The 12,148-nt window shown below is 34.1% G+C and carries 12 protein-coding genes; all 12 read right to left on the reverse strand.

Features of this window, described 5'->3' with window-relative positions; all coding sequences use genetic code 11:
• Window positions 1–90: 90 nt before the first annotated feature.
• Entirely contained in the window at window positions 91–360 is a 270-nt protein-coding gene (atpE, locus tag QO263_RS00230; protein ID WP_285625011.1) for an ATP synthase F0 subunit C, read from the reverse strand.
• A 53-nt stretch (window positions 361–413) separates the two neighbouring features.
• Complete coding sequence (gene atpB / locus QO263_RS00235) at window positions 414–1,115, reverse strand: F0F1 ATP synthase subunit A (RefSeq protein ID WP_285625014.1); 702 nt, start codon at window positions 1,113–1,115, stop codon at window positions 414–416.
• A gap of 75 nt (window positions 1,116–1,190) precedes the next feature.
• Window positions 1,191–1,589, reverse strand: coding sequence for an ATP synthase subunit I (locus QO263_RS00240; protein ID WP_285625017.1), 399 nt, complete (start codon window positions 1,587–1,589; stop codon window positions 1,191–1,193).
• Between the two features lie 4 nt (window positions 1,590–1,593).
• The gene (locus QO263_RS00245) at window positions 1,594–1,818 is read right to left on the reverse strand and encodes an AtpZ/AtpI family protein (RefSeq protein WP_285625020.1); all 225 of its coding nucleotides are present in this window, start codon (window positions 1,816–1,818) and stop codon (window positions 1,594–1,596) included.
• Window positions 1,819–2,299: 481 nt separating this feature from the next.
• Complete coding sequence (locus QO263_RS00250; protein ID WP_285625022.1) at window positions 2,300–3,646, reverse strand: short-chain fatty acid transporter; 1,347 nt, start codon at window positions 3,644–3,646, stop codon at window positions 2,300–2,302.
• A 116-nt stretch (window positions 3,647–3,762) separates the two neighbouring features.
• A complete protein-coding gene (locus tag QO263_RS00255; protein WP_352169772.1) occupies window positions 3,763–4,428 on the reverse strand; it encodes a CoA transferase subunit B in 666 nt (221 codons plus the stop codon).
• Window positions 4,424–5,077: a CoA transferase subunit A gene (locus QO263_RS00260; RefSeq protein ID WP_285625027.1), complete on the reverse strand. Its 654-nt coding sequence runs from the start codon at window positions 5,075–5,077 to the stop codon at window positions 4,424–4,426. The genes QO263_RS00255 and QO263_RS00260 overlap by 5 nt, the downstream gene beginning before the upstream one ends.
• A 19-nt stretch (window positions 5,078–5,096) precedes the next feature.
• Entirely contained in the window at window positions 5,097–5,918 is an 822-nt protein-coding gene (locus QO263_RS00265; protein ID WP_285625030.1) for a beta-keto acid cleavage family enzyme, read from the reverse strand.
• Between the two features lie 157 nt (window positions 5,919–6,075).
• On the reverse strand, window positions 6,076–7,266 hold the full coding sequence (locus QO263_RS00270) for a thiolase domain-containing protein (protein WP_285625033.1): 1,191 nt from the start codon (window positions 7,264–7,266) through the stop codon (window positions 6,076–6,078).
• Window positions 7,267–7,295: 29 nt separating this feature from the next.
• The gene (locus tag QO263_RS00275; protein ID WP_285625036.1) at window positions 7,296–8,474 is read right to left on the reverse strand and encodes an acetyl-CoA C-acetyltransferase; all 1,179 of its coding nucleotides are present in this window, start codon (window positions 8,472–8,474) and stop codon (window positions 7,296–7,298) included.
• A gap of 359 nt (window positions 8,475–8,833) precedes the next feature.
• Window positions 8,834–10,576 carry a sigma 54-interacting transcriptional regulator gene (locus QO263_RS00280; RefSeq protein WP_285625038.1) on the reverse strand — a complete coding sequence of 581 codons (1,743 nt, stop codon included), beginning with the start codon at window positions 10,574–10,576 and terminating at the stop codon, window positions 8,834–8,836.
• 302 nt (window positions 10,577–10,878) lie between these two features.
• Window positions 10,879–11,703: a methyl-accepting chemotaxis protein gene (locus QO263_RS00285; protein ID WP_285625040.1), complete on the reverse strand. Its 825-nt coding sequence runs from the start codon at window positions 11,701–11,703 to the stop codon at window positions 10,879–10,881.
• Between the last annotated feature and the right edge of the window lie 445 nt (window positions 11,704–12,148).

Consider the following 12,148-nt stretch of genomic DNA (forward strand, 5'->3'; position numbering starts at 1 on the left):
TATAAGCCAGTGGATAAAAAATGGCTTTCCATATTGTGTTACTCATAATTCATAATAAAGAGATGGGTAATCTACCCACCTCTTTGCATTCTATAGACCTGCTAATAGTGGTCGAACGAATAGCAAAATAATAGCTACAACTAAGCTGTATATACCAGTTGTCTCTGCAACAGCTTGACCTAGAAGCATGGTCTGCATAATATCTCCCTTAGCTTCTGGTTGTCTACCAACTGCCTCTGCTCCCTTACCAGCAGCAAATCCTTGACCTATACCAGGTCCTAAACCTGCAATTAGTGCTATACCTGCGCCTATTGCTGAACATCCTAATACAAAAGCCTCATTTGAAATTCCTTGTAACATTTTATTTCCTCCTTAATTATTAAATATTTTTTTAATTTTTTATTGTTAAAATCTTATTTTATAACCTCAGATGGTTCATCTCCCATCTTGTTCGCTATGTTTAACATAGTAAGCATAGTGAATATAAGTGTCTGGATTAAACCCGAGAACACATCAAAATATGCATGAAATACTGGTGCCACAAATGGTGTAATGAACATAGACAAGCTATTTAGGCCTGAATAAATTAAGGCCATTATAATAGTACCACTTAAAATGTTTCCAAAAAGACGGAATGATAATGATATAGGTGTAGCTAATTCACCTAATATGTTAATTGGAAACAAAAAAGGCATGGGCTCAAAGAAACCTTTTAAATAACCTAAAATTCCATTTGATTTAATACCATTAAAATGCATCATTACAAATGTTATTAACGCTAATGCTAGAGTTACATTATAGTCTGATGTAGGTGGTGTAAAGCCTAATAGACCAAATAAATTGGCACATACTAAATACATGGCTAATGTTCCCACATAAGGCATAAAATTCATCCTAGTTGGTCCCATTGCAGACCTTACTAAAGATTCCAATCCTTCTACGAGAATCTCAGCAACATTTAATAAGCCAGTAGGCTTTTCATCAATATTCGCTTTTTTCAATTTTCTATTTACCACAATTGCAAATATTGAAAGTAAAATGACTATTATCCATGAGTTAACTACTGTATCATGAATATAAATCTCTTTGCCATTCATCATAAATTTAATCCCCATCTTCTAGTTCTCCCTCCTCTCTTAAAATGACTAGTTTAAATGAACGCTATTTTAATGGCACATCAAAATGTATATTTATTTAGTTTTCTTATGAAGCGCATCTAATATTATATCGTAAAAAGCAGCAGAAAGTATAACAATTTTAACCATTAATATTCCAACTACAGCAGCAAAAAAATTGATGTAGTCGGCTACTGCTGAGATGGACAGCATAATTCCGTAAATTATATATCTAACAGAATAGTTTCCCATAACGTACTTTTTTATTCTGCTTTGAGGCATGTGTACTGCTTTCTCCATGGTGATAGCCATGAGCTTAAAGTTCAAAACATTTATGGAGGTTCCAAATGCTAAGCCATAGATATATTCTTTAGGATTAGGAAATACGATTAAACATACTCCCGATAATATTAATGCTAATAGCAGTGCTCTAATTATTATATTTCTTTGATAGTTTCCCTCCAATATTTTCATTATATCACTTCCTCTTAGTAGTTCCTACAGTCATCTTATATAGAGTCAAAAAAGAGGACATTATGCCTAATATAGTAAAAATCGCTAGAAATATGACGCCTGTACCTATTTTCTGATCAATAAAATGACCTAATAAAATCCCTCCAAAAGTAGGAACTATCATAGATATACCTATTTGCGAAACAAGAACTAAGTTTTCGAGTACTCTTGAATTTTTATTTGATTTCAACCTTATCACTCCAGCCTTAGCACTTTATAGAACATTTTGGATAAATATATTAGTTCATTTTGTCAAATATATTAGTCATTTTGACAAAGTTTTTGTTATTTTTATTTTACCCTATAAATGATACTATATAATATTTCGATATATTTTTGCAATGGTTTTTTGTAAAATAAGTCTAAATTCACTTTTCATTAGCTTCGCAAATGTTATTTTATAAGGAAGTATTAAGGTTTATTTATAAAAATCAGAGAGTTCAATCTCTGATTTTTATAAATATTATGAACAACTCACTAGTCATAAGCCAGTTATAGGTCCAATGCTAGTTCTGTTGTTCATAAGGTTAAAAATCTATCTGCTTGTGTATGAGATATTAAGTCAAGGTCATAATATTAAAATTGATGTGTACCCTGCTTTTATTGTCATACACAAGATTCTATTTATTATCAGCGGCTCATAAAAAAGCTATTTTTTTATTTTATAATATCTATACTAAGAACGCGAAACCTAAACAAGTAATTATACCTATAACTATTAAGTCAATTATACAGTAGCCCATGATGTCTCTCGCTCCAAGTCCTGCAATACCAAGAGCTGGTAATGCCCAGAATGGTTGAATTAAGTTTGTCCAAGCATCTCCCCAAGCTATAGTCATACCTGTGACTGCAGGATTTACACCTAGTTCAGCACCAGCAGGCATCATGATAGGTGCTTGCACTGCCCATTGTCCTCCGCCTGAAGGAACAAAGAAGTTTACTATTCCAGCACTTAGATATGATAAAAGTGGGAATGTTTTTACTGTAGCTACAGAAACAAATCCGTCTGATATTATTTTTGCTAAGGATACTCCATCCGCATTAGCCCCTACCATCATGCCCATTATACCTGCATAAAATGGGAACTGTATTAAAACACCAGCAGCACCTTTTACAGAGCCTTCTACAGAATCGAGGAAGTTTCTTGGATTTCCATGTAAGATAATACCAGCAAATAAGAATATAAAGTTAACAATATTTAAATCTAAGTTAAATCCTTTAGTTGCAAACCAGTATACAATAAAAGCTAAACCGCCAACACCAATTATCATTGAAAGGATTGGACTGTTTTCCATTCTTTCAGCTGGAGTCATTAATGACTTATCTTTTGCAACTGCAACCTCTTCTTCCAATAAGCTCGTATCTAATGCTACTACTTTGTCTGGCTCTGGGTGCATAGCTGAATTCACTAGTGGTATGATAATTAATATAGCTAACTGCATAATAAGATTCCATGGTGCAAATATAGTTTCTGTTATTGGTATAGCCGCAGTTAATACTCCTGCCGTTTCAGCTTCTAGTCCTCCAGTAGCCATTTTCAAAGGTATAGAACCGGATATTCCGCCATGCCAGTTTGCAATACTTGCATAAGCAGATGCTATCAATAGTCTATAGTCAACACCTTTTATTTTTTTTGAAAGCCTTCTAGCAAATAGAGGTCCAATAACTAATCCAAAGCCCCAGTTAATAAACATAGCAATTAGTGAAATAAAGGAAATAAACCAAATTGCTGAACGTGGGGTCTTGGGAATACAAGCAAGTTTATCTAGAGCTTTTTTTACAGGCTTTGTATCAGCTAATACATAGCCTGTTACTACTACTAATGCCATTTGCATAGCAAATCCTAGTAAGCTCCAAAAGCCATCACCCCAATGCTTAATCATATCTACTGGTCCTTGTCCTGTTGTAGCCATACCAGCTACAAAGACGATAATAGTTAAAATAACTGCGAATAAAAACGCATCAGGTAAATATTTTTGGACTAAAGCAATACATCCATTAGTAAATTTTTTGAACATAGCACAAATGACCTCCCTATTTTTTTCTATTGAAAAAATGAGCCGCTGACTAATTATCTTACAAAGAAACAAAACACTTGATGCAATCTTGCTCTCTGTAAAAAACTAAATTATAATTAAACATCCATAACTTTGAGATTGTCAGAAATTTTCAGGGTTGCCTCTGTTAATCTCAATACATCTCCAACAGTCACTTCAGGACCAATCTCAGTTAATAGCAATCCATCTTTAGACACTTGTATTACTGCCATTTCAGTAATAATCATATCTACTTCTCCTGCTGCTGTTAATGGAAGATTACATTCTTTTAGTATCTTAGGATTGCCTTTAGCTGTATGTTCCATGGCTACTATTACCTTTTTAGCTCCAACTACAAGGTCCATGGCACCTCCCATACCTGGAACCATCTTCCCTGGTATCATCCAGTTTGCAAGATTTCCATTTTGATCAACCTGTAAAGCTCCTAATACTGTTATGTCAACATGTCCACCTCTAATTATGCTGAAGGACATAGCACTATCAAAAAATGCTCCTCCTCCATTGATAGTAACGTGTTGACCACCTGCATTTACTAAATCCTTGTCTTCTTTGCCTTTTTCTGGAGCTGGTCCAAGCCCTACAAAACCATTTTCTGATTGAAATGTTACATCCATGCCTTCTGGTACATAGTTTGCTACTAGTGTAGGCAAGCCTATTCCTAGGTTGACAACGTCCCCATCTCTTAACTCTTGAGCTACTCTTTTAGCTATGACTTCTCTTACTCTCACTTTATCCACTTTAATTTTCCCCCTTTACAATGAAGTCTACAAATAGGCCTGGTGTCATTACATCATTAGGGTCAATTTCACCCACTTCAACTATTTCTTCTGCTTCTACAATAACCATGTCTGCTGCCATAGCCATCAATGGGTTAAAATTTCTTGTTGCTGCTTTATAATATACGTTTCCTTTTTTATCAACCTTTGAGCCTCTTATTATTGCTATATCAGCTTTTAAAGGTAATTCGAGAAGATAAGTTTTCCCACAAACCTGTATTTTTTCCTTTCCTTCTTCAACAATAGTGTCTAGTCCAGTAGGTGTAAGCACTCCACCTAGTCCTGATCCTGCAGCTCTTATTCTTTCTGCTAATGTTCCTTGAGGTACAAGTTCTACTTCCATCTCACCTGCATTCATTTGTTTTCCTGTTTCAGGATTCGTTCCAATATGACTTACTATTGCTTTTTTAATTTGTTTATTTACTACAAGCTTACCTGTGCCTACCTCTGGAATTACTGTGTCATTAGCTATTAAAGTTAAATCTTTCACATTTTTCTTCAATAATCCATCGACTACGGTATTTGGCCCACCTACACCAATAAATCCTCCTACCATAATTGTTGAACCATCATTAATCTTTTCTAATGCAGCTTCCAATGATATTACTTTAGACATATAAATCCACCTCCAGCTTTTATTTTTTCAATTTCAATATTTCTCTTGCCTCATTCGGAGTTGCAGGTTGCTTCCCAAACTCTTTTACAACCCTTACAGCTCTTTCGACAAGCTCAGCATTTGATTTTGCTAGTACACCCTTAGAGTAGTAGATATTATCTTCTAAACCTACTCTGATGTTTCCACCTAGAGCTAATGTGGCGTACATTATTGGCAAGTGTCCTTTTCCTATGCCAAAGGCTGACCATATAGAACCTTCAGGCAATGACTCCTTCAGATGCAACAGGTTTTTAACAGTAGCTGTCATTCCGCCTGGTGCACCTAAAACAAATTGAAAATATATTGGAGCATCTATTAAGCCTTTATCTGCATAGTACATAGTGTTGTATATCATGCCAGTATCAAATATTTCTACTTCTGGCTTTACGTTCACTTCTTTCATTTTTCTAGCAAGCTTTTCAAGAAATTCTGGTCTATTCTCAAATACTGTTCTATGCTGCCAGTTCATAGTTCCGGCATCGTATGATGCAATTTCTGGTTTCAATTCATAAAACGGCCTTATTCTTACATCATCAGTCAATCCTATACCACCCGAAGTAGTTAGGTTTATCACTACATCGCATCTTTCCTTTATTAGTTTTACTGACTTTTCAAAATTTTCAAAATTCATTGAAGGAGTTTCGTCTTCTTCACGCACATGAATATGTACTATAGATGCCCCTGCTTTCCATGATTCATATGCATGATCAGCTATCTCTTCTGGGGTTATTGGAACATATGGTGTCTGCTTTCTAGAGGTCGATACCCCAGTTAAAGCAGCACTGATAATAACTTTCTCCATCAGCTTTCCTCCTCTTATCTAAATAAATCTTTAGTATCTTATCAGACTTAGCTTTTGTAATTAAAAACTTTTTTTATAAAAAGCAAAAGTTTTGGGACTTGAGCACAAAAATATGTAATTAGTGCTCAAGTTCTCTGACTTTTAACACTTACAAATCTTACTTAATTCTTGTTAGTACAGAAGATATGTTAGTTCCACCACTGCCACCTATGTTTAGAACTAATCCTTTTTCCGCATTTTGTATTTGAAGTCCTATAGCTTCTCCAAGCAACTGTTTTGCAATAAGAACAAACATAGATACTCCTGTTGCCCCGATTGGATGACCTTTTGCTTTTAATCCACCTGAAGCGTTAATTGGTAGCTTTCCGCCAACATGAACAGTTCCATTTAATATTGCTTCTCTTCCTCTACCTGGCTCTGTCAATCCTAATGCTTCGTATATTAATAACTCTGTTATAGTAAAGCAGTCGTGAACCTCTGCAACATTAATATCATTAATAGTCACCTTAGCATCCTCTAAAGCCTTTTTAACTGCTAATTTAGCTCCAGTTAACTCATAATTTGCTCTTTTTCCTTCTACTATTGATAGATAGTCTGTAACATGTGCTATACTAGATATTTCTACTACCTTATCCTTCTTTGCCTTAGCTATATCTGTCTTAGTCAACACTAGAGCTGCAGCTCCATCAGATACAAGAGAACAATCAGAAAGCTTTAGCGGATCAGCTATCAATGGATTCTTATCTGAAATTGTTTTAGCAAATTCGTGTTCAAACTCAACATGCATTTGAGCAAGGGGGTTACTCATTGCGTTTTTATGAGCTTTCACTGTTATATGCGCCAATGTGTCATAAAGCTCTTCAGTGGTATAGCCATAACGTCTCATATATCCTTTAGCATATTCAGCATATAATCCTGGGAACGTATATCCTTTTGCTCCTTCTTCTGGATAATATGATGCTAATGCTAATGTTTCAGTGACACCAGCAGTCTTCAATGTAGTCATTTTTTCAACACCAACTACTAATACGGTTTCTGCTCTGCCTGATTCTATTGCATAAATAGCTTCTTTAACTGCATTTGAACCACCAGCACAAGCATTTTCTACTCTTGTACAAGGTGTAAATCTTAGATCTGGATCAATCTCTAAAGCATATGGCGCTAAGTGTGATTGTTTATTAAAGGATGGTCCTCCATAGTTGCTAACATAAACAGCATCTATATCTTTTCCAGTAACTTTAGCATCCTTCATTGCTTCTCTACCAGCGTTAACTAATAGTGAATATAAAGTCTCGTCTACCAATTTCCCCATTTTTGAATGGGCTGTACCAATTATTGAAACTGACATTAAAACTACCTCCTTAAGTAAAATTGTTTTTATCTTGTTACAATCATTGCAATACCTTGTCCTCCACCTATGCATAGAGTTGCTAGTCCCGTTTTGACATTCTTTTTAATCATTTCATGTATTAATGTAACTAATATTCTTGTTCCTGAAGCTCCAATGGGATGTCCTAAAGCTATTGCTCCTCCATTTACATTTGTCTTTTCCATATTTAGTCCTAGCTCTTTTACGACGTATAGGCTTTGTGATGCAAAGGCCTCATTTGCTTCCACTAAATCAATATCCTCTATTTGTAAGCCAGCCTTCTTTAAAGCCTTCCTTGCTGCTGGTATTGGACCGATTCCCATAATACTTGGGTCCACACCTGCCGAAGCATATGCTTTGATTGTAACTAAAGGTTTCACATCTAATTCATCTGCTTTCTCCTTAGACATAACTACAACTGCTGCAGCTCCATCATTTATTCCAGAAGAATTGCCTGCAGTAACAGTTCCATCTTTTTTAAAAGCAGGTTTAAGCTTTGAAAGGGCTTCCAATGTGGTTCCAAATCTCGGATATTCATCCTTATCTATGATCACTTGATCACCCTTTTTTTGAGGAACAGCTACAGGTACTATCTCTGACATAAATCTACCATTCTTAATTGCCTCTTCAGCTCTTATTTGGCTTCTAAGTGCAAACTCATCTTGTTCTTCTCTAGTAATATTCCACTGTTCAGCAATGTTCTCAGCGGTTATTCCCATATGGTAATCATTAAATATGTCCCATAGCCCATCATGAATCATGTAGTCAACAAGCTTTCCGTCGCCCATCCTTTGTCCCCATCTAGCATCATTTAAGATATAAGGGGCAGCACTCATATTTTCGGTTCCACCAGCTAAAATCACATCCGCTTCGCCAGATAAAACAGCTTGAGCTGCCAATGCTACAGTCTTTAAGCCTGAACCACATACTTTATTTACTGTGAAAGAAGGAACCTCAATAGGTATTCCAGCTTTTACGGAGACTTGTCTAGCTACGTTTTGTCCTAATCCAGCTTGTAAAACGTTTCCAAAGATGACATCATCAACTATTTCAGCGCTTATCCCAGCTCTAGCAATAGCTTCTTTAGCCACAATAGCTCCTAGATCTACTGCTGTCATAGACTTAAGCTTGCCTCCAAAAGCCCCTATAGGCGTTCTAACAGCACTAGCTATTACTACTTCCCTCATGTTTTTGCCTCCCTTTTTAATAAATAGGACTTTAATCTACGCTAGCGAACTCCAATGCAGTGACTGCATAAATATATATAGCAAATGCCGTGCCACTATTTTTATTTTCCATTTCTTTTTTTATAATGCTGTAGTATAGCCGTTTCTAAGGCTTTTTGTCTTTTTTTCTAAAATTCCTTTTTTCATGCTTTTTCGATTTATATAGATATTTTTCTACATAATTTTTCATTTTTTTTAATAAATAAATAATATACTCTGAAAGCTGCATTTTGAGACATTACTTAAAATAAAAAAGCGTATAAAAAAATCTACACTTTTCTTTCAAGAGTAGATTTTTTTATACGCTTTTTTATTCTTATTTAGTTAGTCATATTGTATATATCCATTTTCTTGTATAGAGCAGTTCTATGGATACCAAGTTTTTTAGCTGCTAATGTCTTATTGTCATTGCACTCGTGTAAAACCTTTATAATTGCATCTATTTCGGCTTTAGCAACTACATTTCTCAGTAGACCGCCTTCGACTATTTGATGCTTATTAAAGTCTGCCTTTTCCAATATATAGTCCGGTAAGTATTCAGGATAAATAGTATCTCCTGAAGCTATATTTATAGCCCTCTCAATTGCATTTCTCAATTCTCTAACGTTCCCAGGCCAATCATGCTTCATTAATATGTGTATAGTTTCTGTCGATAGTTTTCTTACTCCTATCATTAAATCTCTAGATAGATTTCCCAAAATATTTTGGGACAATATAGGTATATCTTCTAACCTGTCTCTTAAAGGTGGTATCTCTATTCTAATTACATTTAATCTATAGAAGAGATCCTGTCTAAATTTACCTGATTTCACCTGTTCCTCCAATGACTCATTTGTCGAAGCTATGATGCGTACGTCCATTTCTATACGGCTTGTCCCGCCAACTCTTTCAAATTCCCTTGCCTCTAGTACTCTTAGTAGCTTAGCCTGCATTTCAATAGGCATTGAACCAATTTCATCTAATAGTATGCTTCCTCCATTTGCCAGTTCAAATTTACCCATCTTTCCATGTTTTTTAGCTCCTGTAAAGGCACCTTCCTCATATCCAAACAGTTCCGATTCTAAAAGCTCCCTAGGAATAGCTGCACAGTTTATAGTAACAAAGGGTCCATATTTCCTTTGGCTTCCATTGTGTATGGAATGAGCGAAAAATTCCTTGCCTGTTCCACTTTCTCCTTGTATCAATACTGTAGAATTACTCCTCGCAGCTTTTCTGGCAATATCTCTAATTTTGAGCATTTCCTTGTTTTTAGTTATGATATCATCAAATGAATATTTTGTCTTGTACAGCCTGCTTATTTCACTTTTGTATTTGTTTACGGTATTTTCTAGCGAATCAATCTTATTCGCTAAGATTTTCAGTTCTTCCACGTTTTTGAAGAAAACTGTGCCTACAGCTCCTATTGCTTTGCCATCTCTTATTATGGGGATACGAGAAGTTATAAGATATCTCCCATTTACCATCTGCAAATCACATATTTCTTTTTTACCTGTTTTAGCTACAATATGCAGTCTAGTATTTTCTATGACATCTGGAGCATATTTCCCTAAAACCTCCTCTTCTTTATAACCTAAGAGTTCCTCATAATCCCATTTAATGATTTTACCTTCATCATCAACTATAGCCATCCCATGATATGCATGGCTATACAGATCACCAAGCAGCTCAAGGTTTTCATTTAGTTCCCTAGAAAAAGCTTTTGAGAAATTCTCCATAGTAATATCTTTAAATACTAGTATATTTGCAGTGGCACCATCATTTACTTGAACAGTGTTATTCTTAATTAAGACTTGCTTTTTTCCAATACTTATCTCTTTTTTTTCAATATTTGCAGATTCAGATATAATCCTCACGAGTTCTTCATCTTTGAATACTAAGTCAAGTGGCTTATTTATTATATCATCCCTTTTTAAATTCATCAGGTTTTCAAAGGGCTCATTGCAGAAAACTATTTTCCCTTTTATTTCTATTGCTGTGCCATCAAAAATATTATCTATTATAATCTGCAAATGGTTTAAAGTTATTTTACGATTATCTAGTACACCTGAATATAAAGCTTCCATTTAATATTTTCATCTCCTTTCTAGTAAAACATGTTATTATAACTTCAACTAATCATCTCATTGATTAAAGCATCGACAACATTACTTCTTATGCTTAGTATTTAAAACAAAATAATTAAACATATTAAAATGAGATTTACATATTTTTATACAAGGATAATAATTAGCTATAAAATAGAATAGGAGCAAATATATAAACAAAAGTTTATAATTTTATATAGTGAATTACTAAATAGGATAATGGATTTATCAAATCTTTTTAAAACATTTTCCTATATCTAAGAATTTTTTATTTAACTTGACTAGTCATCTAATAAGTTTCTAGCATCTTCTAATAATATTTCTGTATATGTACTTAACTCTTTTATGTTACAATTAATACTTTCTATAATACTAACTTGTCCTTTTACTATATTATTTATTTCATCTACCACAACGTTTTCTTCATGAGACGTTTCTTTTATATTGGTTAATATTGAGCTAATTTTATCTAACGACTCTGAGCTATCTATTGCTAGCTTTCTAATTTCCTGCGCTACCACGGCAAAACCTTTTCCTTCAGCACCTACTCTAGCAGCTTCTATAGCGGCATTTAATCCCAGTAAGTTTGTTTGCTTCGCAATTTTTTGAATCATGTTTAGGATTTTATCTGTTTCCTCAACGTACTTTGATAATCCATCAGATATATTCCAAATTGACTCTGCAATCTTTATTAAATCATTTGATGAACTTTCAATTGAGATTGATGAACCTTTTAAATCATGTAAAGTGTTTGATAATTTCTCAGCTAATTCAAATAATTTTTCCTGCTTATCAATTGTTATTAGAAATGATACTGCTCCTACCAATTCATTATTTTCATATATAGGTACTCCACAAGCTATATAAGGAAATCCTGCTACTGAATCAGGAACCTTCTTAATTACCCTCGTACCAGTTTTGATACAATCATCAACTGCCGAACCCTTAGCAATAGGATCGCCTTCGCTGACTAACTGAGGTATTGTTTTACTCCTAATGAAGTCTATGTATTTTTCCCTATCTGCTATAGTTACTGCAATATCATTAAATGTTAAATCATTGATATAAGGTGCAACTACTTTAAAAGACTCTAAAGTTAACGACATAAGAATTCCTCCTCTATTATACTATGTTGATATATTAAATGTGGATGAAACATTTTAAATGCCACTCTAGTACCTCAATTCTATATAAATGAATAGAAACTTATACTGGACATTTCAAAATCAGTATATTTTACCAATGTATATATATTAAATTATTTTTTAGTAGTTTTCAAATATTCAGTATTTCTTATGAAGAAAACGAAGACACAAGTATAATTTCTAAAAAACTAACCCATGTCTCGTTTAAAATTCAGATAAAGTATGAATGTTTTTCTACATCTTAGAAAGTCCAATAGCTTACTTTGTAGTAATAAAAGATTAAACTTATAATGATTCTAAGATTAATTAAATCTATATATGGTAACCCATAATATTTCTTTCTTCTAGGCCTAATATTCTACCTGAGATAAATCAAAATTACTGAATCATGTTTAGCTAACCTCTT

This window comes from Proteiniborus sp. MB09-C3 (genome assembly GCF_030263895.1).
GTDB lineage: Bacteria > Bacillota > Clostridia > Tissierellales > Proteiniboraceae > Proteiniborus.